The following is a 24,206-nucleotide window of genomic DNA, read 5'->3' on the forward strand; positions in this document are numbered from 1 at the left end:
GGCCCGTAGCCGCGCGCTGCGGGCTTGTCTTATGGTGGCGTACCTTTTGCGAAGGTTGTTCATGGTGCTTTTCGTGGGGGTGGGGATCACCTTCGTGACGTTCTTTATCGCCCAGGTCATCCCCATCGATCCCGCGGTGGCGGCCCTGGGGGAAAACGCCCGGGAGGAGCAGATCCAAGAGTTTCGGAAGCGCTACGGCCTAGACCAACCCCTTCTCGTGCAGTACAGTATCTACCTGCAGCGGCTCCTGCAGCTGGACCTGGGGCGTTCCTTGCGCACAGGGAGGCCGGTGGCCGAGGACTTGAAGGAGTTCTTCCCCGCTACCCTGGAGCTGGCCCTTTCTGCCTTTCTGGTGGCGGTCCTCCTAGGCTTGCCCGCCGGGGTGTGGGCGGCCCTAAGGCAGAACCGCCCTCCCGACCTCCTGGTACGGCTTATGGCCCTTCTCCTAGGCTCCACCCCCGTCTTCTTCCTGGCCATCCTCCTTCTGGATCTCCTGCACCGTAGGCTTGGGGTTTTGCCGGGTCCAGGGAGGCTGGACCCCTACCTCATCCCTCCTCCGCCGGTTACGGGCCTGGTGACCGTGGACGCCCTCCTGGCCCGTAACTTCGCAGCCTTTCAGGATGCCCTAGCCCACCTTTTCCTGCCGGCCTTCGTCCTGGGCTCCGCCTCTGCCGCCTTGCTGGCCCGTATGGTGCGGGCGGCCATGCTGGAGGTGCTTTCCCAGGACTATGTACGTACCGCCTGGGCTAAGGGGCTTTCTGAGCGTCAGGTGGTGTTCCGCCACGCCTTGAAGAACGCTGCCCTGCCCGTTCTTACCCTTCTGGGCGGGCTCATGGGTGGGCTTTTGTCGGGAGCGGTGCTCACGGAAACCATCTTTTCCTGGCCTGGCCTAGGCCGGTACGTGACCCAGTCGGCCACCAGCCTGGACTTTCCCGCGGTTATGGGGGTGACCCTCCTGGTAGGGGTCATCTACTCGTTGCTGAATCTGGCGGTGGACCTCCTTTACGCTCTTCTGGACCCGAGGATCCGGTATGCGTAAGTTCCTGCGCCGGTTTTTCCGCAACCCTGGGGCCGTTTTGGGCCTCGCCTTGCTGATTCTTCTCATCCTTGTGGCCCTTTTGGGTCCCCTGGTGGCCGGGGATCCTTTGGAACAGAATCTGTTGGAGCGGTTAAAGCCCCCGGGTCCTGGGCATCCCCTGGGCACCGACCAGCTTGGGCGGGATGTCTGGGCCCGGGTGGTTCATGGGGCCAGGATTAGCCTTGGGGTAGGCTTCGGGGTGGTCCTTCTGGCCAGCTTTTTGGGCGTGAGCGTGGGCCTCTTGGCGGGCGGGCTTGGCGGGGTGTGGGACAACCTCCTCATGCGCCTCACCGACATCTTCTTTGCCTTTCCCTCCCTGATTCTGGCCATGGCCATCGCCGCCGCCTTGGGCCCGAACCTGACCAACACCGTCATCGCGGTGGCCCTGGTCACCTGGCCCATCTACGCCAGGTTGGTGCGAGCCCAGGTGCTGGCCTTGCGGGAGCGGGAGTTCGTGGAAGCGGCCAGGGCCTTGGGGGCAGGCCAAGGCCGGATTCTTTTCCGACACCTCCTTCCCAATGCCCTTACCCCTGTGCTGGTACAGGCCAGCTACGAGGTGGGGGCCGCCATCTTGACCGCTGCGGGCCTGTCCTTTATCGGCTTTGGCGCCCAGCCCCCCACCCCGGAGTGGGGGGCCATGGTGGCGGAGACCCGCAACTACATGGCCGAGGCCCCCTGGGCGGCCACGGCCCCGGCGGTGGGCATCCTGCTCACGGTACTGGCCTTCAACCTCCTAGGGGATGGGCTTCGCGACGTGCTGGACCCTCGATGGCGCTGAGACCATGAGACGGGGTAGGACTTTCGGCAACCGGTTGGCGCGCTTGCGCCAGGGGTGGCGGGCCTTAGAGGTGCGGGACTACCGACGCTACTTCTTCGGGCAACTCGTGTCCCTCACTGGGACCTGGATGCAGAACACCGCCCAGGCCCTCCTGGTCCTGCGCCTCTCCGATTCCCCAGGAGCGGTGGGCCTTCTCTCCGCCGCCCAGTTCTTCCCGGTGTTCGCCCTAGCCCTGGTGAGCGGGGTGGTGGCCGACCGCACCGACCGTTACCGCCTGGTCTTCCGCACCCAGGCGGGGGCCATGGTCCTCTCGGCCCTCTTCGCCCTCCTCCTGGCTCTGGGGCGGGTCCAGCTACCCCTGCTCTACCTTTACGCCCTGGTGCAGGGCACGGTGAACGCCCTGGGCCAGCCCGTCCGCCGGGCCTTCGTGGCGGACCTGGTGGGACCGGAGCACATGGCCAACGCCTTCGCCCTGAACTCGGCCTCCTTGAACGTGGCCCGGGTGCTGGGGCCGGCCCTGGCGGGGCTGCTCATTGGCCCCCTGGGGCTGGTGGCGGTGTTCTGGCTGAACGCCCTCAGCTACCTGGCGGTCCTCTGGGCCCTCTGGGGCATGGAGGCCCGTCGCCGTCCCCGGCCCGTGCTACCTCCAGGGGAGCCCTTCTGGCCTGAACTCCGGGAAGGCCTCCGCTTCCTCTTTCAGGAACGGGAGCTCCGGCGCCTGACCCTCCTGGTGGCCTTCGTGGGCACCTTTGGCTACAACTTCACCGTGATCCTGCCCTTGGTGGGGGGGTACGTCCTCCACCTGGTGGACCGGAGCGGGGCCTACGGGGGCCTGGGGGCCCTCCTGGGCCTGGGCTCCCTGGCAGGTGCCTTGGGCACCCTGTATGGGGGTGCCCCCGGCCTTCGGCGCATCGCCCTCCTGGCCGCGGCCTTCAGCCTGGTCCTGGGGGCCATGGCCCTCTCCCACACCTACGCCCTGAGCGCGGTTCTGTTCCTGCTCCTCGGGCTCAGCGGGGTAGCCTTTTCCACCCAGGCCAACATCCTGGCCCAGCTCCTGGCCCCAGACCGCCTGCGGGGGCGGGTGAGCAGTGTCTTTCAGCTTCTTTTCCTAGGCAGCACCCCGGTGGGCAGCCTGCTGATCGCTGGCGGAGCCCATCTTCTGGGGGTGGAGGCCGCCCTCCTCCTGGCGGCCCTGCTCTGTCTGGTGGGGGTGGGCATCGCCCTGCGGGCTTAGGGGGCCGGGGCGTATACTTGGCCCATGGCTCGCATGAACCCGGTCACCTTGGGGCTGGTCCTGGGCCTCTTTCTGGCGGCCTTGGACACCAGCGTGGTGGCCCCCGCCATACCCACGGTGGTCAGGGAGCTGGGGGGCAAGGAGCTGTACGCCCTCCCCTTCATGGTCTACTTGCTCTTCTTCACCATCACCGGGCCCCTCTGGGGCCGGGCCTCCGACCTCTACGGGCGGCGCCGCCTGTACCTGGCCTCGGTGGCCCTGTTCCTCCTGGGCTCCTCCCTTTCGGGGATGGCCACCAGCATGGGTTGGCTCATCTTGGGCCGGGTCATCCAGGGCATTGGCGGGGGTGGGGTCCAGACCCTCACCTTCACCTTGGCGGGGGAGATGTACCCCATGGGGGAGCGGGCCAAGGTCCAGGGGTTTTTCAGCGGGGTATGGGGAATCTCCGGGCTCCTGGGCCCCACCCTGGGGGGACTTTTGGTGCACTACGTTTCCTGGAGGTGGGTTTTCTACCTGAACCTTCCCTTCGGCTTCCTGGCCGCCTACCTGGTGGGGCGGAGCTACCGGGACGCTCCTGCCCATCCGGTGCGGCTTCCCCTCCTCCCCAGCCTGTTCTTTGCCCTGGCCAGCGGTCTTTTGGTGTGGGGGCTCCAGGCCCGCTCGGAGCTTGCCCTGCTGGGGCTCCTCCTCCTGCCCCTGGCCTTCGCCTACCAGTCCCGGGCGGAGGCCCCCTTGCTGCCCCTTTCCCTCTTCCGGGAGCGGCTCTCCCGCGTTGCCTTTTGGGGCAACCTGCTGGCGGGGGCGGCCTACTATGGGGCCGTGGCCTACGTGCCCCTCTTCGCCGACGCCCGGGGGGCGGGCCCCCTGGCTCAGGGCCTTCTCCTGACCCCCATGACCGTGGGCTGGACCACGGCCTCCATCGTGGCCTCGAGGCTCCTGGTCCCCCTGGGGGTGGCCCGCCTAGCCCAAGGGGGGTTCCTCCTCCTTACCCTGGGGTTTTTGGGCTACGCCTTCGCCGGAAACCTACCCCTGGAGGTGGCAGGGGTCTTCGGCCTGGTGGCCGGGGTGGGCATGGGGTTCAGCATGCTGACCCTCTTGGTCTCCGCCCAGGGGGGAGTTCGGCGGGAGGAGCTGGGGGCCCTCACCGCGGCCATCATGTTCGCCCGCTTCCTAGGGGGGGCGGTGGGGGTGGCCCTCATGGGCGGGGTGGTCAACCCCGGGGGGCACGCCACGGGTCCGGCCCTGGTGCAGGCCCTCGAGGCCGCCTTCCTCCTGGCCGCCGGCCTGGCCCTGCTGGCCGTCCTAGTGGCCTGGCCCCTGCGGGGCCTTCCGCCCCTCAAGCCCGGGGAGACCAAGGGTTCCGGGGAAGCTGGGCCGGGCTGAGCGCCCTTTCGCGGTCTGCCCCAGGGCGGGGCCCTCAGCCCTCAGGTGGTGGGCCCGCCCGAAACCGCCCGTCCACCCACGAACACCCCCTGCACCCGGAGCTCCTGGTCCAAGACCACCAGGTCCGCCCGCTTGCCCGGGGCGATCTCCCCCCGGTCGCTTAGGCCCAGGTAGCGGGCGGGGAGCGCGGCGAGCCGCCTGGCCGCCTCCTCCAGGGGCACCCCCCAGGCCACCAGGTTCCGCAGGGCCTGGTCCATGGTGAGGGTGCTCCCCGCCAGGGAGCCGCCAAGCCACACCCCCTCCCCCCGCTTCTCCACCCTGTGGGCCCCCAGGGGATACTCCCCGTCCGGCATCCCTGCGGCCGCCACCGCGTCGGTGACGAAGTAGAGGCCGGGGATGCTCTTCAGGGCCAGCTTGAGGGCGGCGGGGTGGACATGGAGCCCATCGGGAATGATCTCCGCCCAAGCCCCCCGCTCCAGGGCCAGGCCCACCACCCCCGGCTCCCGGTGGTGGAGGCCGGCCATGGCGTTGTAGAGGTGGGTGAAGCCGGAGGCCCCGGCTTCCAGGGCGGCCAGGGCCTCCCGGTAGGTGGCGGCGGTGTGTCCCAGCTGCACCCGCACCCCCTTTGCCACCAGGAAGCGCACCAGGTCCAAAGCCCCCGGAAGCTCGGGGGCCAGGGTGAGGACCCGGACCGGGGCTAAGGAGAGGAGCCAGCCGGCCACCTCTGGGTCCGGGAGGAGGGGGAAGGGGGGCTGGGCCCCGAGGCGCTGGGGGGAGAGGAAGGGGCCTTCCAGGTGGACGCCGAGGAGGACTTCTCCCAGGGGGCTTGCCAGGGTCTTTTGCACCCCCTTGAGGGCCTGTTCCAGCTGGGGGAGGGGTGCGGTGACGGTGGTGGCGAGGAGGCCGGTGGTGCCGTGGGCGAGGTGGAAGCGGAGGGTGGCTTCTACTCCCTCGTTGCCGGCCATGACCTCATGGCCACCTCCGCCGTGGACGTGGAGGTCCAGGAAGCCAGGGAGGAGGTAGGGGCCTTCCACGGGGCTTCCTCTACGGCCTCGATGCGCTCGGAGAAGTGGAGCCTGCCCCGGACGAAACCGGTGGGGGTGAGGATGTGGCCTTCAAGCGTGGGCATAGAGGAACCTGGGCAAAGGGGAAGGGCTATGTCGGATCAGGTCGCGGAAGAGGGCCTCCACCTGCCGAAGGTCAAGAAGGGCCCCAGTTAGGGGGTCTAGGGCCAAGGCCTGGAGCAGAAGGCTAGGGTCTTGGTCCACGTACCCATGGACGAAAAGGGCGTGGACCTCCTGGGCTCTCCGGGAGAGGGTCGCGGGGCCCGGGGGAAGGTCTGTGGGCACCGGGCGGAGCTTGCCCCCTTGCCCCACCACGGGAAGCTCCACCGGACCGGGGAGGAGTTGGGGCAGCTCCCCTTGGTTCCGCAAGGTGGCGTAAAGGGCGACCTCTTGGCTCAGAAAAAGCCCTTCCAGGAGGGGTACTGCGTACTCCCCGCTTCTCTCCAAGGGTTCCCTCAGGGCCTCGCTTTCCAGGTAGGCCGCGTTTTGGCGCACAAACCCTGGGTGCGTCTTGGCGTAGTAGCCGCTATCCCCTGGCCCTCCTGGGGCGAAGTAGCGGTGGACCGCTTCCTGCCCCTTGCGGAAGTAGGGCACGTACTCCGAGGCGTGGGCGCTGGACTCCGAGGGAAAGAGCCCGAAGTAACGCAGGAGTTCAAAGCGCACCGGGTCTTCCCGCCAGAGGGGGCCCTCGGCCAGGGCCCGGAGGCGGGGGTAGAGGTCCTCCCCTCCCCGGCGAAGCTCCAGGAACCAGGAGAGGTGGTTGACCCCCGCGGCTTGGTAGGAAAGCTCTTCCGCGGGAATCTCCAGGTAGCGGGCCAGGGTCTTGGCCGTCTCGGGGATGGAGTGGCAAAGGCCAAGGGCTTCCACCCCCCTTGCCCAGAGGAGGGCGGTGAGAGGGGAGAGGGGGTTCATGTAGTTGAGGACCATCCTCCCCTCAAACCTCTCCGCCACCTCGTCCACCAAAGGGGCGTTGCGGAGGAACTTCATGAGCCCCCCGGGGCCCAGGGTGTCCCCGATGGTCTGATCCACCCCGTGGCGGAGGGCGACCTGGTAGTCCCTCTGGAGGGCCTCGTCGCCCCCCACGTCGGCGGTGAGGATGGCCACCTGGCTTCCCCTTAGGGCCTCTGCCAGGGGCAGGGAGCGGACGCGGAGGGTTTTTTGAGGGAGGCGCCGGGCCAAGGCTTCCGCCATGGCCTGCACCCGGCTTAGCCGCTTTTGGTCCGGGTCCACCAGGCGGAGGTCAAGGTCCTCGAGGTCAGAGAGGAGGAGATCCACCAGGAGGGTGCGGGTGAAGACGGCGCTCCCCGCCCCTATCAGGGCGATGCCTAAGCTCATACCTCCACCACCCTTCCCTCCTTGCGCGCCTCCTCCGCCAAGAAGGTGAGACGGTGGGCCAACACCGCCTCAGCAAAGGGCTCCAGAAGCCCCTCATCCCCCCGGGCCACCGCCTCCAAGAAGGCCCGGGTGAGCCCAAAGTCCCCACCCCCGTGCCCCGTGCGGATGGAACCCTCCCGCTCCGTTTCCAGGTCAATGAACCATTCTCCTTTCACAAAGTGGTAGACCCGCAGGTACCGCCCGTCCCCAAAAAACTCCCCCTCCGTGCCAAAAACCCGCGTCTCCCGAAACCGCATCCGGGATAGCCCCTCCACGTGCAGGCTCGCCGTCCGCCCGTCCCCGTACTCCAACGCCACCACCTGGTGGTCCGCCACGTCGTTTCGCCCCAGGTACACGCACTCCCCGTAGGGGCCCCCCGCCAAAGCCCCCTCCAGGTTCTCCCCCGTCACCGGGTGGGCCACCACGTCCAGGGGCCAGCCCCTTTCCCCCCCCTCGTAGGCCTCCAGATAGATGCGCCTCGCCGAGAAGGGGCAAGCCCGCTCCACCTCCTCCGGGCATTCCAGGCATCGGGAAGCCGCCTTAGGAGGCCGGTTCTCGGGGCGGAAGTGGAAAAGCCCCCCGAAAGAAGCCACCCGCCGCACCTCCCCCGGCATCACGAAAAGCAGCCAGTCCAGGTCGTGCACGCTCTTGGCCAGGAGGAAGGGGCTGGACTCCCCCTCCTTGCGCCAGTTCCCCCGCACGAAGCTGTGGGCGTAGTGCCAGTGGCCTACGGGCTCCAGGTGCTGCACGGAAAGGGGCTCCCCGATGGCCCCCTCCTGCAGGAGGCGCTTCAGGGCCTGGGCGTAGGGGGTGTAGCGCAAGACGTGGGCCACGGCCACCATCCTTCCGGTGCGCTCCTTGGCCTGGGCTACCTCCCATACCTCCTCCCAGGTGGGGGCGATGGGCTTTTCCAGGAGGAGGTGGTAGCCCCGTTCCATGAGGGCCACCGCGGCTTCCTTGTGCAGGCGGTCGGGGAGGGCCACGATGGCGGCCTGGGCCAGCTGGGGCCTCTCCAACGCCTCCCGCCAGTCCCGGAAAGTGTGCGCCACGTGGAAGGCCTGCCGGAAGGCCTCAAGCCGCTCGGGCCGGGGGTCCGCCACCCCCAGGATGCGGGCGCCCAGGGCGTGGGCGTGTTCTGCGAACACGAAGCCCCGGCTGCCCGCACCCAGGACGAGGAGGTCTACCATAGGGGTTTGCTGTTCCGCAGAAGGGCGTTCATATCCGTCCGGGCCTTTTCTATGGCCTTATCCAAGGGAAGGTTGCCCGTCCAGGCCAGGTTCATGGCGCTGTAGAGGGCGTCCAGGACCTCTGGGAGGTTGCTCAGGTTGCGCACATCGGCGTGGCGCACCACCATGCGGGGAAGCTGGCGGAAGACCGCCTCCCCGTTCCGCCCGGGGAGGGCCTGCAGGTAGGTGCTCCGGTAGCGGTCCGCCAGGGTGGACATGAGGCCTGCGCCGGCCACCATGCGGTTGGCCTGGGCGCTGGTGGTGTACCACTCCGCAAGCCTATACGCACCCTCCTTGTTGCGGCTGGCCGCGGGGACCACCAAGGCGTGGACGCTGTAGACCCCCACGGGCTCGAGGCCCCTCTTCATCACGGGCAGGGGCGCAAAGGCCCAGTCCAGCTCAGGGGAGGTCTTCCACACCTCGGTCATCCAGCTCCCCAGCACGTAGATTCCCATCTGGCCCGCCTGGAAGAGCTGGTAGCCTTGCAGGGTGCTCTCCTGCGGCCCTGGGGACACCTTGTCCACGTAGATGAGGTCCAGAAGCCTCTTGGCCGCATCCCTGAAGGCCTCGTCCAGGTTGGCCTCGTAGCGGTCGCCCACCCTCTTGAGGATCCCCGTGCCTCCGTTAGAGTAGTAGAAGGCCATGCCGTACTCGGAGTCGATCTGCAGGTCCATGGCGTTGATGCCCCAGACCTTCTTCCCGTCGGGACGGGTGAAGGTGAGCTTCTTGGCCGCCTCCCGCATCTCCTCAAAGGTCCAGGTGTCCTTGGGGATGGGCACCCCCCGCTCCTGGAAGAGCTTGCGGTTGATATACACCGTCACCACCTGGGGCCCCAAGGGGAGCCCTAGCACCTGTCCCCGCACCGTGTAGAGGTCTAAGGCCCCCTTCGGGAGGAGGCCCCGGGCTTCTTGGGAGAGGGGAATGGGGGAGAGGGCCTTTTGCGAGGCGTAGAAGGGGAAGTTGTCCAGGTTCATCCACATCACGTCAAAGGTGGTTCCCCCAGCCACCATGGCGGAGGCCTTCTGCCAATAGGTGCCCCAGGGCACCAGGTTGTAAACCGCCTGGATCCCCGTGGCCTCGCTGAAGGCCTTGAGGAGCCGCTCGTCTACCTTCTGCCGCGTCCCGTCCCAGGTAGCGTACTGCACCTGGGCCAGGGCCGAACCCAGCGCCAAAACCATAAGCCAAACTGCCTTACTCATGGCTCACCTCCTAAGGGTTGTGCAGGAAAACCCTGTCCAGCAAGACCACGGACACATAGGGCACAAAGCCCAACTCCCGCGCCCGCACGTAGGCGTGGCGGATGAGCTCGGCCTCCTCGGGGAGGGCGTAGTCCAGGGCCAGGACCACGAGGCCCCGCTTGGCGTAGGGAAGGACGGGGGTGGGGTCGCCGCTCACGGCCACGTACCTCTTCTCCTGGAAGTTGTACATGGCCGAAAGGTTCTCGTACATGACCGCATCTACCAGCTCCGCGGTCTTGGGCAGGAGGCGGAAGCCCCGGTTCTGGACCAGGATCGCCTTGGGGAAGCGCTCCCTCAGGGCCTGCACGATGGCCACCAGCCCCGGGGCCACCTGGGGGTAGAGGTCCGCGGTGTCCAGGGTATCCAGGAAGAGCCCGTCAAACCCCGCCTTGAGGTAGCCCTCCGCCAGCCGGAGCATGAGCTCCCGCCACCCCTTCTGGTTGGCGTCCACAAAGTAGCTCCCCCAATTGGGGTTTTGGCCCAGGAGCCACTCCTTGGGCAGGGGTCGCCCGTAGTCCCGCCCGGGCTCCGCCTCACCGACGGAGAGGTAGGCCACCACCTTGACCCCATTCCGCTTCAGGAGGGCCAGGCTCTCCTTGGGCAGGGAGGGTTGCACGATGGCCAGGTCAAAGCTCACCAGCTTGGCCGCCTCGGCGGGGTCGTTGCCGTAGTAGACCGCGTAGCTGGCGATGTCCTGCAGGCGGCTCTTGATGGGGGGTTCCACCCCCAAGGCTGCCTGCGCCCGCTGGGCGAGGGCGGCTGCGTCCTGGGGCTTTTCCACAAAGACCAGGTAGCCGAAGTTGGTGGGGGCGTGGTAGTCCCCGCCCATGGGCCAGAGGGGGTATTCCTGGGCCGCCTGGTGCTCCCGGCCCACCTTCATGGCCCACACCTCCCCTGGCTTGGGGGGAGGGGTTTTCAGGGAGGCGAAGGGGATGGCCCATTCCAGCACCCAGCGGCTCGCCTCCACCCGCCCGGAGGTGGCGTAGTCCGTGGTGAAGGTGTAGGCCTTGAAGCGGGTGCCCTTGGGGTTGGCGGCCAGGTGGATGACCTCCACCCCCTTGGGGTTGGGCTTGAGGAACACCTCCATGGTGTCGTCCGTCCACCACTCCGGGTGGTCCGCAGGCAAAACCGCCTTGACTGTGGCCGCTTTTTGCTCGAAGACCCCCAGGATGTAGAGGTTCCTCTCGTCCCAAGCCACGCTGAAATACCCCTTGTGGGCCACGGGCTTGGCGGGGAAGGTGTTGGAGAGGACCACGGGGTACTGGGGGAGGCCCCGCCACTGCTCCAGTCCTCCGCCAATCTTGATGGTGCGCCGCACCGCCTGAGCTACATGGTTGGGGTCCACCTGGGCCCAGGCCGCCGCTGAGGCCATGAGGGCCAAAAGCCAAAGCACCCTTCGCATAGCACCTCCTATCCCTTAAACCCGGAGAAGAGCTCCGGGTTTCGCAGGGCCCGTTGGAAGAAGAGGTAAACCAGCACCGGGGGCACAGCCATCAGGGTGGTGCCGGCCATGAGCAGGGGGATGTTCACCGCATGGTAGTTCTGGATGGCTAGGAGGGCCACGGGAAGCACCATCTTGTCGGGGGAGGAGAGGACCACGCTGGGCCAGATGAAGCTCTGCCAGTAGCCCAGGAAGAGGAGGACCCAAAGCACCGCCAGCGCCCCCCGGGAGAGGGGCAGGACCACCCGCAGGAGGACGGTGAGGGGGGTGCCCCCGTCCACCAAGACGCTTTCCTCGAGGCTCTTCGGGAAGCTCTTCAGGTACTGGCCCAGCACGTACACCGCGTAGCCGCTGGTGAGGCTGGGGAGGAGGAGGCCCAAAAAGGTGTCCACCAGGCCCAGGCTCCGCACCAGGAGGAAGGTGGGGATGAGGGTGATCTGCCAGGGGAGGAGCATGGAGAGGATGTGGAGGCCGAAGAGGGCTTCCCGGCCGGGAAACCGAAGCCGGGTGAAGGCGTAGGCCGCCAGGGAGGCCAGGACCAGGTTGCTGGTGGCCAAGAAGGCGGAGGTCCAGAGGCTATTCCAAAGGGCCCGCCCCACGGGGAGGGCTTCCCAGAGGGCCCGGTAGTGTTCCAGGGTCCAGCGCTCGGGGAGGATCTTGGGCGGCCAGGCGTAGGCCTCGGCGGGGGGCTTGAACCCTGTGAAGACCATCCACAGGAAGGGGTAGAGGACGAGGAGGCCAAGGCCGCCCAAAAGGGCTACCAAAAGGGCCTGGAAGAAGGCCTCACGCCTCCGCATCCGCAAGCCTCCTTTCCAATCGGCGCTGGACTAGGACCAAAAGGAAAAGCCCCGCCGCCACCACCCAGGCCATGGCCGTGGCCTGGCCCATGCGGAAGTAGCGGAAGGCGGTGGTGTAGATGTAAAGGGCCAGGGTGGTGGAGGCATCCCCCGGCCCCCCGCGGGTGAGGAAGAGCACCGCCTCAAACACCTGCAGGGAGGCGATGGTGGACAGGACCAGCACCAGGCTGGCCACGGGGAGGATCCCCGGCAGGGTCACGTGCCAGAAGGAAGCCCAAGGCCCTGCGCCGTCCACCGCCGCGGCCTCGTAAAGCTCCCTGGGCAAGCGGGAAAGCCCTGCCAAATAGAGGAGGATGGCCGAGCCCATCCCCTGCCACACGCTGAAAGCCGCCAGGGCGGGGAGGACGCTTTCGGGCCGGGCGAAGGGGTTTTGGGGGAAAAGCCCTACCAGGGCTTGGGCTAAAAGGGCGGTGGCCACCACCCCTGTCACCAGGGGTAGGTAGAAGAGGACGCGAAAAACCCCAGCCCAAAACCCCTTCAGGTTGTGGATGGCCAAGGCCACCAGCAGAGGAAAGACCACCCCGAGGGGCACGGCAAAGAGGGCGTAGGTGAGGGTCTGCCAAAGGTAACGGGCGAAGCGGGGGTCTTGGAGGAGCTGGCGGTAGTTTTCCAGCCCCACCCATTCCGCCCCTCCCAGGCCGCTCCAGGAGGTGAGGGAGAGGTAAGCGGAAAAGCCCATGGGCAGGAGGGCGAAGGCCAGGACCACGGAGGTGGAGGGCCCGGCCAGGAGGAATCCCACCAAGCCTTTGCCCATGAGCCCTATTTTCCCACGGGGGCGGGGGCTTAGGGGGATGGCCATGCCCGAAAAAGGGGAAAACGGGCAGGCCGCGCGGCGCTTCCGCGCGGCCTCTGAGGTGAAATGAGGGAACTATTGAGCCGTAATGGTGACGGTTAGAGTCACGTTGTAAATTCCAGGAGATGGCTTTTCGTTGGTTGTGTCAAAAATGATCTCAATGACGGGGCCTATGGCGTGAGAGCCGCTACCGATGTTCGTGACAATGGGGGTGTCGGTGGAACCCAGGTCTACGTATTCTCCTGTGAAAGCCCACACACCCCCTTGCCCTGGCCCAGAGGGTACGTACGTGGCCTGCTTTTTAAAGCGCACTATCACAGGGGTAGCACTCGCACCAGAAACGGTTGCTTTGGCCAACAGCTGCCTGTTGCTGGAGTAGTTGGTGGAGTAGTTAATGGTAGGGTAGACGCCGCAGAAGGGTTTAATCCATACTCCTTGTTGGTTTCTCGCGCCGTTTGCGCAAACCCTATAGCCATCAGCCGTCGTAGTGTTATCAAAGTCAATCTCGGTTAGGGATGCTACGATTTGCACGCTCTCTACTGCTGTAACCGTCACGGTGAAGGTCTTGCTGTCGCTGGCGTCCGCCAAGGCCGCGCCGGCCAGGGCTAGGGCCAAAGCCCAGAGAACCGCTGTGATCTTCCGCATAGGTCTCACCTCTCCTTTGGGGTTTACCCCACTATCTTTGTACCCAAAAAGGCCCTTTCCAAGCAAGGGCCCTTTTGCCCGAAGGGGTGCTATTCGGGCATCATGACCACGTTCACCTGCAGGAAGAGGTACCCCGGGGGCAGGGGGCCTTGGGCCTGGGCCTCCAGCTCCAGGGTGAGGGGAAGGTGCCCTTGCACGTTCCCCACCCCTTGGAGGAGGGTTTGGTAGGTGGAAGGCATCAGGGTGCGGCCCGTGAAAGCCAAGCTTCCGAGGGCGCCGCTTCCCGAAACCCGGGTGGGGGTGCCGGGGGTGAGGTAGCCCCGCAGGGTGAGGCCGTGGGCCCCCGCGGGCACCACCTGCACCAGCACCTTGTAGGTGCCGGAAGCGGGAGCCGCATAGCGGAGCTCCGCCTGGTAAGTCCAAAGGCCTTGCCCTTGCAGGGTCTGGCTCCAGGTGGCGGCCCGGGTTTCGGAGGAGAGGGACACCAGCTCCACCGACTGGGCCAGGGCGTCCCCCAGGACAAGGGCGAGGGCAACCAAAGCTTTCCTCATGGCCTTTCCTCCTGCAACGGGACCTCCTGCACATCCAAGGGCCTGGGCGAAGGGACCAGGCAGGCCCTAAGCACCATGTCCCTTTCCAGCTTCAGGGCGGTGAGGGGTTCCCCCGTGGGGGTGGCCAGGGCGTAGGCCCGCGCCAGGGGCCCCTCGAGGGCCACCTCCAGACGGCCTTCGGGTAGGAGGGCCGCCTCCCCAGGGCGCAGGGCATGGGCCTTGGGGCCCGTGCGGAAGGCCCCCCGCGCCTGGCGCAAGAGGGCCTCGGGGTTGAGCCCGGGAAGGCCGTAGACGAAGCCGAGGCGTTCCTCCTTGGGGGGGCAGGGGAATAGGTCCAGACGAAGGGTATGGGCCTTGGCCAAGGCGAGGTGCACCTCCTGGGGCTTGGCCTCCAGGGCCACCTCCTGCGCCAGGCCCGCCCCGTTGGCGAAGGCCAGGCCCCCCAGGGCCCTTAGGGTGTGCCGCCCCGGGGGAAGGCGGAGGACCAGGAGGCCCTCCGGCCCCGCCTGGTAGCGGTAACTCCCCACGGCTACAGAGGCGGCCAGGGGGCGGCCTTCCAGGTCGGCGAACCTCAGGCGCACCTCGGGCCAGGGCATGGGGTAGAGGGGCAGGTCAAAGGCCAGGGCCCCGGCGAGGGAAAAGCCCGTGGGCCTCAGGTCCGGGCCCAGGTTGGCGCTGGCCTGGAAGGTAAGGGGAAAGGCCTCGAGGCCCAAGCGCACCCCCCCGCCCCCCCGGGTCCCCAGGCTGGCCCCGGCCCGGAGGGTGAGGTCCTCTGCCCGTAGGCGGTAGTCCACCCCGTAGCGCAGGGCCTCCCCGTCCCAGAAGAGCTGTTGCACCAGGCCTTCCCTGGGGTCTTGTTCCACGTGGAAGAGGGTGAGGCGGTAGCGGCCCGAGCCGGGGGCGTACTCCCCCCGCACCTCCACCGTGCCCCACACGGGAATGCCCAAGACCCCCTGGAGCCAAAGCTCCTGTCCGCCCATCACCCCCGCCCCCAGGTTCCAGCCCCCGCCCACGGAAGCCACCCCCTGCAGGCCGAAGCCTCCCCGGGTGTCCAGGTGGGCGTTGGTCCGCCAGGGGCCCTGGCCCAGGCTGGCCTGTAGGCGGCCCACCCCCCCTTCCCAACCCGCCTGCGTTCCGTAGCTGAGCCCCTCTGCCTGCCCCTGGTACCCGAGGCCCAGGGAGAGGACCTCAAAAGAGGGCAAAAGGCCCAGCCGCCCCTGCAGGCGAAGCCCCCCCTCCGCATAGGCGCCTCCCAGGCGTACCTGGCCGCCGGTGGAGAGGAAAGCCTCCAGGCTGTAGGGCCTTGGCGCATAGCGCAGGGAAAGGCTGGAGGTGGCCCCGAGGCCCACCCCGAAGCCCCAGTCGCTTCCGGAAAAGTCCAGGCTGGCCGCCTCGGGGGAGAGGCGGTAGGCCAGCCGGCCCAAAGCCTGGCCTTCGGGCCCGGGGAGGGTGCCTTGGCCCTCCAGGCGCACCCGCCCGGGGGTTTCCGCCACCAGGCGGCTTGGCAGCCGGGCCCAGTCGTGGAAGGGGGGCGGGGGCGCGGGCCTGGCCATCACGGGAAGCTCGGCCCACGCCCCTTCCGCCTCCAGGAGCACCCGGCCCGGCTTTCCCGTGCCCCGGAGGAGGAGGCGCACCCTCCCTTCCCCCCCAGGGGGGAGGGCGGAAGGGGCCTCCACCCGCCGCACCTCCACCCCGAGCCCTGAGGCCCTGGGGGTGGGCAGGGGGACGTTCCCCAGGTTCCGCACCCCCACCTCCGCCCAGGCCTCCTCCCCTGGGGCCAGTTCCAGGGGAGGAGGGGGGAGGAGGAGGGCCTTGGCCCGGGGGAGGATGCGGAAGGGGTAGGCCTCCCCGCCCACCCGGAAGGGGTACTGCCCCGGGGGAAGGGAGGGCACCCGCACCGCCAGGCTCACCACCCCGTCCACCGCCTCCGGGGGCAGGAGGAGGAGGAAGCCCTCCGGCACCTCCACGGGCCCCGCGCCTTGGAAGACCAGAAGCCTGGCCTCCCCCGGGTACCCCTCCAAAGACACCAGGGGCTTGGCCCAGGCCAGGGCCAGGAGGCTAGCGAACGCTAAGGCGCGTGCGAACGGCATAGGCCTTCGCTCCGTCATCCAGGAAGACCACCACCTGGTACTCCCCAGGGGCCAGTGAGGGCAAGGGGACGGGGAAGCGCTTGGGCCCCCCGGGGAGGAAGAGGAAAGTGCCCAAAGCCCCTTCCGCCACCACGCCCCCGCTTCCCACCACCTGGTAGCGGGCCTGGGGGTAGTAGTAGCGGTTTCCTCGGTTTTCCGCCTCTAGGAAGAGCCGTCCCTCCTGGAACCTGGCCCCGGTGAAGGCGATCTGTGCCTCCCCCCCGTGGCTTGCCAGGATGAGCACCGCGTAGCGCTGCACCAGCTGGAGCCCCACCCGCGCGGCCTCCCCGCCCCCCTGGCCCCCCCCTTGGCCCTCTGGGGTCAGGAGGAGGGCCACATACCGGGTGCCCTCGAGGCCCTGCGGGGCCCGCACGGTGAAGCCCACTTCCCGCGCCTCCCCCGGGGCCAGGAGAAGACGGGTGGCCTCCAGGCGCACCCCCTCGGGCCCCAGGCTCCGGGGGGCTTGCCCCAGGGGCAAAAACCCCTGGCCTTCCCGGTAGTCCTCCAGGGAGAGGGAGACCGCCAGGGGGGTCTGGCCACCGTTCCGCAGGCGCACCACCCCCCGGGCCTCGCCCCCAGGGGGTACCTCGAGGACCTGGACCAGGTCGCTTTCCAACAAAAGCCCTTGGGCTAAAGAAAGGCCGAGGGCTAGGCCTAGTGCAAAAAGGGTCCTCCGCATCCTCACCTCACGTGCACGTAAAGGGCCAGGTGGTTCCTGCCGTTTCGGTACTCTAGGCGGCTGGCCAGACGGATGTTGTACCGGGGGTCATTGGGCAGGTCCGGGTCGTAGATCTTGAGCCAGAGGGCGTAGGTGCCGGGCTGGTTGGGGGCGCTTGCCGTGTAGGTGTAGACCGCTTCTTCCCCTGGTGGAGGGCCGTAAAAGTTCGCCTGCAGGGTGCGGGCCACCTCCAGCCCGTTCTCCTCCCGCACAAAGACCAGATCCAGATTCTTTGGGTTGTACATGCCGCCAAGGCCCTGGTTTTCCAGGTAGAGCTTTAGGGCCAGATCCTGGCCGGGGGAGAGATGGACCCGGTTCACCTCCGCCCGCCGCAGGTACAGGCGGTAGCCCAGGTCCCGCTTGAGAGCCTCCAGAAGGGTGTCCGGGCCGAACCTCTGTCCGGCCAACCAGGTCATGAAGTTGGGGTGGTAGTTAAGGTTCAGGTTGTTGAAGCGGAAGCGCTGGAACTGGCGGTACACGTAGCCCGCAGGGTCCGTCACCCCGGGCGGAATGTAGGGCTGCGGGGTGCAGGTTTCTCCTCCCATCACTGTGAAGCGGGTGTCCTGGCTCCAGTAGTCCCTCTCCCGCTCCTGCTGGGGCCCGGGGGTGTAGTAGTAGGTGCCGTAGTCGTTTTCTGAACCCAGGAAACAGTCGTTGTGAGCCCCCAGGCGGGCCTTGAGAGTGTTTCCGTGGGCCTCGGAGGTGGTCAAGGGCGCGAAGGAGGAGGGAGAAGGGTAGGTGCCCGCTGTCCCCCCGGCGGAAAGCTCCAGGAGCTTGGCCTTAGCCATGGGGTAGCGCACCGCCACCAGGCGGCCCGGCACCTCCTGCAGGAGAGCCTGGACGATCTCCAAGGTCTTGGCGTTGGGGAGCTTGCGGTCATAGTTTTGCCGGCCACAGGGGGGCTGGGCCCCCTCGTTGTACCCCGGCAAGGGGTCCATGAGGGCCTGTTCGGGGCTTGCGGAATGCCACTCCCCCCAGGGGCCGATGAGGCCGGCCTCGAGGTAGGCGATCGCCCCCTTATGGGCCCGGAGGACGGGGCCCAGCTGGGCCAGGTGGGCCAGGATGCGCTCCTTGGGGGGGTCGCAGTAGGTGGGGCTCCCTTGGCGGTTCTCGTCCGGGCGGTAGGCAAAGCGGAGGATGAGTTTCACTCCTGCAGTCTGGGCGGACTGGAGGTCTTGGGCCAGGGTGTTTAGAAACCCCTGAGGCAGAGTGTCCAAGCTGGCGAAGGCGTGGAGGTAGTAAGTGCGGCGGATGAGGCGCACCTCGAAGCCCCGGCCCCGGGCCTCGGCCACCTTGGCGGCGGCGTCCAAAGTGGGCTCGTTGGGGTAGTAGGAGTCGGCGGCAAAGCCCCGCTCGGGGTTCACCACCTCCCCCTCCGCGGGGAGAAAGTCAAAGGCTTGGCCCGAGGGGGCCGTCATCAAGCTTTGCAGGAGTCGGATCTTGGACCAGACCGGGGTTTTCCAATCGTCTTCCAGGATGCCCCCCGTGTCCCCGGAGTTGGGGTTCAGGGCCCAGTAGAACCAGACCTTCACCCCCTTTTCCCGCAGGTACCGCACGAAGCGGTCCTGCCAAACCTTGTCCTGGCCCGTGTACTGTCCCCCGAACTCCCCGATGCCCCAGGGGAGCCCCCGGGTGGAGAGGTGGCCGAAGTGGGTATCCCAGATGGTGGGCAGGTTCTCGGGGAAGCTGGGGTCGGAGAAGTAGGGCATCTGGTGCACCGAGGGACCGTAGACGTGGGGCAGGTAGAGGAGCCGGTCCCCCAGGCCCAGACCGTCCTGGGCCTCGGTGAGGTTCCCCCCCCAGAAGGCGGGGTAGCCCCCATTGGCGGAGGCGTTCCCCACCCCCTCCACCGCCACCAGCACCCTGGGGTTTACTGAGAGCACCGCCTGGGCTCCCTCCTGGGCCAGGGCCTTCCACTCCGCCCAGGTGAGCTGGTAAGGCTCGTTGAAGAGGTCGATGCCGAAGACGTTGGGGAACTCCAGGGAAAGTCGCGCCAGGCGCCTTAGGTCCTCCAGCCAGTCCTGTTTGCTGTAGTCCCGGGCGGGGTCAAAGGGCCTTCCGGGAAGCTGGTCCCCAATGAGGTTGCAGCGGAAGGTGTGCAGGTCTAAGAGGACGTAAAACCCTAGGCCCTGGGCCTTCTCCAACACGTAGCGCAGGCCCGACAATGGGCTACCCGGGTAGGCGGGGTCCCCAGTTCTGGCCCAGGAGGCCACCTGCCCCTGGTCCCTCAGCACCTCGGGGGCCACGGGGAGGCGCAGGGCGTTGAAGCCGTAGCCTTTCACCTGGGCTAGGATTTCCGCCACGCTCCGCCCCGACCAGAGCCCATGGGGGGCGCGGTCGCAGGTTTCCAGGCCAAACCAGTTAAGGCCGTAGAGGGGCAGGAGCTTCCCGCCTTTGTACACCCCCTCGGGCTGGGCGCGGTAAAGGGGGGTGAGGTCCCCAGGGGGCGGGGCTTGGGAGATCAACCCCCCACAGGCGGCCAGGAGGCCCAGGGGGAGGAAAACCGCTAGAAGGCGCATCTCACTCCTCTACCGCCAGCCCCAGGGTGTAGCGGGTGGGCAGGACCAGCACCCGCTCCACCTTGCCCGAATCCAGGTTCAGCCGCCAAAGCCCCCCGGGCCCGCTGCCCCCCACCCGGTCGGTGCTGGTCACCAGGTATAGGGCCCGGCCCACCCGGGCCACCCCCCAGGGGTCAGGAAGCCCATCGGCCAGAATGCGGCCCTGGGCGCTCAGGTCCACGGCGCTTTCCCCCCGGGCGGCCAGAGCCTCCTTAGGCAGGTGTACCACCCGCCCCACGCCCTCCTTGCTCCCCGTGAGGTAAAGCCCCCCTTGCCCGTCCTTGGCCAGGCCGCGGATGGGGTTGAGAAGCCCAGGGAGGGCGAAGACCGCCGCCACCGTTCCCCGCTCCAGGTCCAAGACGGCTAGAAGCCCCCAGGTGGTGGCCACGTAGAGGGTCCTGCCCTCCACCAGGAGGGACTGGGGATAGCCCAGGCGTTCCCCGGGGAAGGGGTAGCGCCACACCGGCTCCTCCCCGGTTGGCCCGTAGGCCAGGACCTCCGGCTTGCCCCGCACGGCCCCTGTCCAGTCCACTGCGCTGGAGGCCACGTAGACCCTTCCCTCCCCATAGGCCACCCCCATGGGGTAGTGGGCCCCCTTGAGGGTGCGCAGGGCCTTGCCCTTCTGGTCCAGCTCCACCACGCGGCCCGCGGGGCTTGGGGCATCGGGCCGGCCCACGTACTCGGCCACGTACACCTTCCCCCCGCCGTAGGCCACGCTCCACGGCTGGGCGAAGGGGCCCCAGGTGTCCAGGACTTTGGCCTGGGCCAGGTCCACCACCAGCAGGGTGCTGTTGCCCGCGTTGCCGATGTAGGCCCTTTGGGCCATTCCCGAAACCATCAGGGCTACCAGGATCCATCCGAGAACTCCACGCACCTTCCTCACCTCCTGCAAAAAGCCTATCCGAACCTCCTTGCCGCCATCCGCGCCGCGGCTAAGGCTGCCTCCTCCCTGGGGGCCACCACGGCGAAGCCGTCCCTTTCCATGCGCCGGGTGAAAGCCTCCTGCACCAAGGCGCTCCGGAACACCCCGCCCATGGGGGCCACCCGGTCCGCGCCCACCCGGTAGGCCAGGGTGCTCCCCAGGAGGTGGAGTTCTCCCGCCGCCCGGGAGAGGACATCCTGGGCCCCCCAGTCCCGCCCTGCCAGGCGGTCCACCTCCTCCGCCAAGGCAGCCACCCGCTGCCGCAGGAGGTCCGCCTCCGCCTGCAAAAAGCCTAGGAGCTCTAGAAGGCTTTTCTGGCCATAGACCCTGGGGAGGGCGGTGAGGGCTGAGGGGGGTGTGCGCCCGTCTTGGGCCTTGCTGGCCAGGCGGAGGGCCTCGAGGCCGATCCAGTAAGCGCTCCCCTCGTCCCCGAAGAGCGGCCCGTACCCGCCTGCCCGTCCGCTTCCCTTAGGCCCTCTGCCGTAGGCCATGGAGCCCGTTCCGGCGATGACCACCACCCCATCTTCCCCGTCAAAAGCGGCCCACCAGGCCAGCTCCACATCGTTGAGGAGGTGGACCCTTTCCCCAAAGGCCTCCCCGGCCAGGCGCAGGTAGGCCTCGTCCCAAGGCGAAACCTCCCCGTACCCCCCAAGCCCCAAGACCGCCCCTTCCACGGGTTCCGGCAGCTCGTCCCGGATGGTCTGGAAAAGCCGCCTAAACCCCGCTTCCCCCACCGCAGGCAGGTAGCTGGTGGGATACACCCGTTCGTGCACTAGGTGGCCTTCCCCGTCCAAAGCCACCACCTTGGTCTTGGTACCACCCCCGTCCACCCCTACGAAGGCCATGCCCGTACCTCCACGCCCCGGATTAGGGCCGCCACCTCCTGTGGGTCCACATCCCCACCCCCGCGCCCCACGTTGGCCGTGCCCGCGGCCACCGCCAGGGCCAGGGCCTGGGGGATGGGCTCGCCCCGCTCCAGCCCCAGGAGAAAAGCCCCCAGGAGGGTGTCCCCCGAGCCCACGGGGTTGCCCTCCCGCCTGGGCCCCCGGGCCCAAAGGAGCCCCTCCGGTCCTGCGTACACCACCCCCTCCTCCCCCAAGGAGGCCAGGATCCGCACCCCCGTTTCCCGAAAGAGGCCCTGGGCGGCCTCCAAGGGGTCGCCTGGGCGCAGGGCGGCCAGCTCCGCCCGGTTGGGCTTCACCAGGCCCACCCCCGCCTGCAGGGCCGCGGCGAAGGCCGAGGAGGAGTCCACGGCGAAGGGCCCTAGGAGCCGGAGGGCCTCGAGGGGCTCCACCCCGCTGGGTAGGTTGCCCGAGAGCACCCTTAGGCCCTTGGGGAGCACCCTCGCCATGCGCCTTAGGACTGAACCCCCTGGGCCCGGACAACGCTCGTAGAGCTCTGTGGGACCCCCAGGGTGCAAGAGGATATGGCAAAGCCGGTTGGGCGGCCCGGAAACGCCCAGGAGGGGAAGCCTCTCCTGGCGGGCCAAGCGGCGAAGCCGAGCCCCCGCCCATCCCCCCAAGGGGGCCACGGCCACCGCCTCACCCCCTAGGCGCCCCACCGCCCGCGCCAGGTTCAGGCCCTTGCCACCTGCCCGTTCGTACACCACTTTGGGGCGGTGCAAGGCCCCCGGGCGTAGCTCCTCCACCTCCAGGGCCCGGTCCAGGCAGGGGCAGGGGGTGAGGGCAACAATCATAACTGCACCGCGTAGGTAAGGTTCCGGGGCCTTTCGGGGTCTAGTCCCCGTTCCTTCGCCAGCTGGTAGGCCAGGAACTGGAAGGGCACCAGGGCCAGGGGCATCTCGGGCAAGCGGTAGGCCACCTCCACCACCTTGGCCCCCAGGGTGGCCATCTCCTGGCCCACCGCACGTTCCAGGCCGCCATCCTCCATGGGCAAGAGGAGGAAGACCGCCGCCTCCTCGTCCACCATGCTCATGGGGCCGTGGCGGAACTCCAGGGTGTGGAAGGCCTCCACCTGGACCAAGGCGGTCTCCTTCAGCTTAAGGGCCACTTCCTGGGCCAGGCCCCAGGCGGGCCCGGTGCCCAGGACGAAGTACCGCTTAGCCCTGGGCCAGGAGAGGGCGGCCTCCCAAAGCTTTCCTTCCGCCTCAGCAAAGCGCCTGGGAAGGCCCGCAGTGGCCCCCTTTCCCAAGAAGGCGGTGAGGAAGAAGACCAGGGCGCTGGTGAAGGAGCGGGTCTGCACGATGGCCTCTTCCCGCGCCCGGTCCAGCACCACCCGCTGGACAAAGCCTGCTCTCTCTCCGGGATCCCGGGTGGTGAGGAGGAAAGCAGGGAGCCTTAGGGCTTGAACCGCCCTCAGGAGCTCCGTGGTCTGGCCGGAGCGGGAGATGCCCACCAGGTGCCGGGCTCCTGCTGCTACCTGGGGGTGAAGGAGGGCCTCCCCCGAGGGGAGGGCCTGGGCCTGGTGGCCTTGGGTCCGGGCCAGCCAGGCGGCAATGCGCGCCAAGTAATAGCTGGAGCCCGAGCCCAGGAAGAGGGTTCCCTCCCAGGGCCAGGCGCAGGCACTCCCCGCCTCCACCGCCTGCGCCCAGCCTTCGCCGCTTGCCTTGATCTCTTCCAACATGCCCATGGTCAATCCTCCTTGATCCACCCCGTGACCTCGTTCAGGGCGGCAAAAAAGCCCCTGGCCATCGGCTGCTGGCCCCACTTGCTGGTATCCGCCAGCACGTAAACCTCCTTGGCCTTGCGCTTGAGCGCCCGGGCCACCTCCGCCTCCGGCCCGTTTCGCATGAAGAAGCCCTCGGGGGTGATGGCGCTTGCCCCCACGAAGAGCAGGTCCAGTCCCTCCAGGCGCTCGGCGAAGGCCACCGCCTCCGGGCCCACCAGCTCGTAGGAGAAGAGGTTCAGCTCCCCGGGGAGGACAAGCACCCTGGTCTTGGGGTAGGAGAAGAGCTCCACCGCGATGTTCACCGCATTGGTGTAGACCTCCACGGGCTTGTTCCGCAGGAGCCGGGCCAGATGGGTGCAGGTGGTGCCCCCGGAGATGCCTATGCGGGCGTCGGGCCTGACTAGGGCCGCGGCCTTGGCGGCGATGGCCTGCTTGGCCGCCCGCCCGTTCTCCTGGTTCCTGGCCATCTCTCCCACGTACCTCACCGCCTGGAAAAGCCGGGCACCCCCCCAGGCCCGCTCCACCAGGCCCATCTGGCTCAGGCGGCGAAGGGCCCGCCTGACGGTGGTGGGGTCCACCCCAAGCCCAGAGGCCATCTCCTCCACCCTGGCCTCCCCGGCGGCCTCGAGGTAGGCCAGGACCTGGCGGTTGAAGGAGCGCGCGGCCATTCGTTCCCCAGCTTAGGGGAGGACAGGGGGGGGTGGCCCAGGCTTCTACCCGAAAAGTGAGGAAACGGGCAGGTTGACCCAAGCCCACTTGGGGAGACGCCCTAGAATGGAGGCCTATGGACGTCAAGGAGGCGGTGGCGCAGGCCCACCGGCAGGGGAGGGCCCTCCTGGCGGTGAACATGGTCAACCTGGAGACCGCCCAAGGCATCGTCTGGGGGGCGGAGCGGGTGGGGAAGCCCATCATCCTAATGGTCTCCCACAACGCCGCCCGCTATGGGGGCCTTGAGGAGCTCTACGCCATCGGGCGAATCTTGGGACGCAAAGCCCGGGTGCCCGTGTACCTCCACTACGACCACGCCGAGGACCTGGCGGATCTGGAGGCTGCCTACGCCTTGGGCTTTGACTCCGCCATGCTGGAAGTGGAGGACGAAAAGGTCCTCCGGGAAGCCCGGAGGGTGGCGGGCGCAAGGGCCCTGGAGGTGGAGCTGGAGGTGGTGGGCAAGGGCGGGCGCCGGGAAACGCAACGGGGGGTGGAGGAGCTGGCCCAGCTGGCCGTCTTTTCGGGGGCGGACTGGCTGGTGGTGAACCTGGGCACCCGGCACAAGGCGCTGGAGCAAAACCGCCTCCATCTGGAACGCCTCGAGGAGCTCCGTTCCCTAGGAAAGCCCTTGGTGCTTCACGGCGGGTCCAGTGCCCGCCTCGAGGACCTCCGCCGGGCGGTGCGCCTAGGCGTGGCCAAGGTGAACGTGGCCACCGCTGCCTACCACGCCTTCACTGAGGGGGTGCGGCAACAGATGGATACCAGTACGGACCCAAGAAACTACCTCGGGGAGGGACGGGCGAAAATGGGGGAGTGGCTTGCCACCTTCTACCGGGAGTTGCCTTGACGCACCTGAGGGTACCCGTCGCGGGTATACTAAC

The 24,206-nt window shown here is 68.1% G+C and carries 21 protein-coding genes and 1 pseudogene; 5 read left to right on the forward strand and 17 right to left on the reverse strand.

The genetic code is table 11. The features are described 5' to 3' along the window. Window positions 1–31 precede the first annotated feature (31 nt). Genes C2847_RS09715 through C2847_RS09730 form a run of 4 tightly spaced genes read left to right on the forward strand, consistent with a single transcriptional unit; the run spans window position 32 to window position 4,473 of the window. Window positions 32–1,039 (forward strand): ABC transporter permease, encoded by a 1,008-nt coding sequence (locus C2847_RS09715; RefSeq protein WP_105318160.1) that lies wholly within the window; start codon window positions 32–34, stop codon window positions 1,037–1,039. Then, complete coding sequence (nikC, locus tag C2847_RS09720; protein ID WP_105318161.1) at window positions 1,032–1,856, forward strand: nickel transporter permease; 825 nt, start codon at window positions 1,032–1,034, stop codon at window positions 1,854–1,856. The genes C2847_RS09715 and nikC overlap by 8 nt, the downstream gene beginning before the upstream one ends. A gap of 4 nt (window positions 1,857–1,860) precedes the next feature. Then, window positions 1,861–3,090, forward strand: coding sequence for an MFS transporter (locus C2847_RS09725; protein ID WP_164835697.1), 1,230 nt, complete (start codon window positions 1,861–1,863; stop codon window positions 3,088–3,090). A 24-nt stretch (window positions 3,091–3,114) separates the two neighbouring features. Further along, window positions 3,115–4,473, forward strand: coding sequence for an MFS transporter (locus C2847_RS09730; protein WP_105318163.1), 1,359 nt, complete (start codon window positions 3,115–3,117; stop codon window positions 4,471–4,473). 41 nt (window positions 4,474–4,514) lie between these two features. Here C2847_RS09730 and nagA read toward each other — a convergent pair. From nagA to C2847_RS09815, 17 genes and pseudogenes are all read right to left on the reverse strand, one after another. After that, window positions 4,515–5,602, reverse strand: a pseudogene (nagA, locus tag C2847_RS09735) (N-acetylglucosamine-6-phosphate deacetylase). Continuing rightward, a complete protein-coding gene (locus C2847_RS09740) occupies window positions 5,589–6,872 on the reverse strand; it encodes a family 4 glycosyl hydrolase (protein ID WP_105318164.1) in 1,284 nt (427 codons plus the stop codon). Before C2847_RS09740 ends, nagA begins: the two are co-directional and overlap by 14 nt. Then, complete coding sequence (locus C2847_RS09745) at window positions 6,869–8,098, reverse strand: Gfo/Idh/MocA family protein (RefSeq protein WP_105318165.1); 1,230 nt, start codon at window positions 8,096–8,098, stop codon at window positions 6,869–6,871. The genes C2847_RS09740 and C2847_RS09745 overlap by 4 nt, the downstream gene beginning before the upstream one ends. Beyond that, on the reverse strand, window positions 8,092–9,336 hold the full coding sequence (locus C2847_RS09750; RefSeq protein WP_105318166.1) for an ABC transporter substrate-binding protein: 1,245 nt from the start codon (window positions 9,334–9,336) through the stop codon (window positions 8,092–8,094). The genes C2847_RS09745 and C2847_RS09750 overlap by 7 nt, the downstream gene beginning before the upstream one ends. 10 nt (window positions 9,337–9,346) lie before the next feature. After that, complete coding sequence (locus C2847_RS09755) at window positions 9,347–10,777, reverse strand: endo alpha-1,4 polygalactosaminidase (RefSeq protein ID WP_105318167.1); 1,431 nt, start codon at window positions 10,775–10,777, stop codon at window positions 9,347–9,349. An 8-nt stretch (window positions 10,778–10,785) separates the two neighbouring features. Beyond that, the gene (locus C2847_RS09760; RefSeq protein ID WP_105318168.1) at window positions 10,786–11,613 is read right to left on the reverse strand and encodes a carbohydrate ABC transporter permease; all 828 of its coding nucleotides are present in this window, start codon (window positions 11,611–11,613) and stop codon (window positions 10,786–10,788) included. Beyond that, entirely contained in the window at window positions 11,600–12,427 is an 828-nt protein-coding gene (locus C2847_RS09765) for a carbohydrate ABC transporter permease (RefSeq protein ID WP_164835698.1), read from the reverse strand. Before C2847_RS09765 ends, C2847_RS09760 begins: the two co-directional genes overlap by 14 nt. A 114-nt stretch (window positions 12,428–12,541) precedes the next feature. Continuing rightward, window positions 12,542–13,111 (reverse strand): hypothetical protein, encoded by a 570-nt coding sequence (locus tag C2847_RS09770; protein WP_105318170.1) that lies wholly within the window; start codon window positions 13,109–13,111, stop codon window positions 12,542–12,544. An 89-nt stretch (window positions 13,112–13,200) separates the two neighbouring features. Beyond that, a complete protein-coding gene (locus tag C2847_RS09775; protein ID WP_105318171.1) occupies window positions 13,201–13,662 on the reverse strand; it encodes a hypothetical protein in 462 nt (153 codons plus the stop codon). Then, complete coding sequence (locus C2847_RS12855; protein WP_105318172.1) at window positions 13,659–15,752, reverse strand: hypothetical protein; 2,094 nt, start codon at window positions 15,750–15,752, stop codon at window positions 13,659–13,661. The genes C2847_RS09775 and C2847_RS12855 overlap by 4 nt, the downstream gene beginning before the upstream one ends. Continuing rightward, window positions 15,721–16,470, reverse strand: coding sequence for a hypothetical protein (locus C2847_RS09785; RefSeq protein WP_105318173.1), 750 nt, complete (start codon window positions 16,468–16,470; stop codon window positions 15,721–15,723). Before C2847_RS09785 ends, C2847_RS12855 begins: the two co-directional genes overlap by 32 nt. A 2-nt stretch (window positions 16,471–16,472) precedes the next feature. Further along, window positions 16,473–19,028 (reverse strand): DUF4832 domain-containing protein, encoded by a 2,556-nt coding sequence (locus C2847_RS09790; RefSeq protein ID WP_105318174.1) that lies wholly within the window; start codon window positions 19,026–19,028, stop codon window positions 16,473–16,475. Between the two features lies 1 nt (window position 19,029). Then, window positions 19,030–19,941, reverse strand: a complete 912-nt coding sequence (locus C2847_RS09795; protein WP_128415166.1) for an NHL repeat-containing protein — start codon at window positions 19,939–19,941, stop codon at window positions 19,030–19,032. 23 nt (window positions 19,942–19,964) lie between these two features. Continuing rightward, entirely contained in the window at window positions 19,965–20,834 is an 870-nt protein-coding gene (locus tag C2847_RS09800; RefSeq protein WP_105318176.1) for a BadF/BadG/BcrA/BcrD ATPase family protein, read from the reverse strand. Next, window positions 20,822–21,685 carry a 1-phosphofructokinase family hexose kinase gene (locus C2847_RS12860; RefSeq protein WP_105318177.1) on the reverse strand — a complete coding sequence of 288 codons (864 nt, stop codon included), beginning with the start codon at window positions 21,683–21,685 and terminating at the stop codon, window positions 20,822–20,824. The genes C2847_RS09800 and C2847_RS12860 overlap by 13 nt, the downstream gene beginning before the upstream one ends. Then, window positions 21,682–22,578 (reverse strand): SIS domain-containing protein, encoded by an 897-nt coding sequence (locus C2847_RS09810; protein WP_105318178.1) that lies wholly within the window; start codon window positions 22,576–22,578, stop codon window positions 21,682–21,684. Before C2847_RS09810 ends, C2847_RS12860 begins: the two co-directional genes overlap by 4 nt. Window positions 22,579–22,580: 2 nt before the next feature. Further along, a complete protein-coding gene (locus C2847_RS09815; protein WP_105318179.1) occupies window positions 22,581–23,285 on the reverse strand; it encodes a DeoR/GlpR family DNA-binding transcription regulator in 705 nt (234 codons plus the stop codon). Between the two features lie 116 nt (window positions 23,286–23,401). On the opposite strand from C2847_RS09815, the gene C2847_RS09820 reads away from it, so the two are divergent. Then, complete coding sequence (locus C2847_RS09820) at window positions 23,402–24,172, forward strand: class II fructose-bisphosphate aldolase (protein WP_105318180.1); 771 nt, start codon at window positions 23,402–23,404, stop codon at window positions 24,170–24,172. Window positions 24,173–24,206 lie beyond the last annotated feature (34 nt).

Origin of the sequence: Thermus tenuipuniceus, assembly GCF_002964845.1 — a bacterium.
Classification (GTDB): domain Bacteria; phylum Deinococcota; class Deinococci; order Deinococcales; family Thermaceae; genus Thermus; species Thermus tenuipuniceus.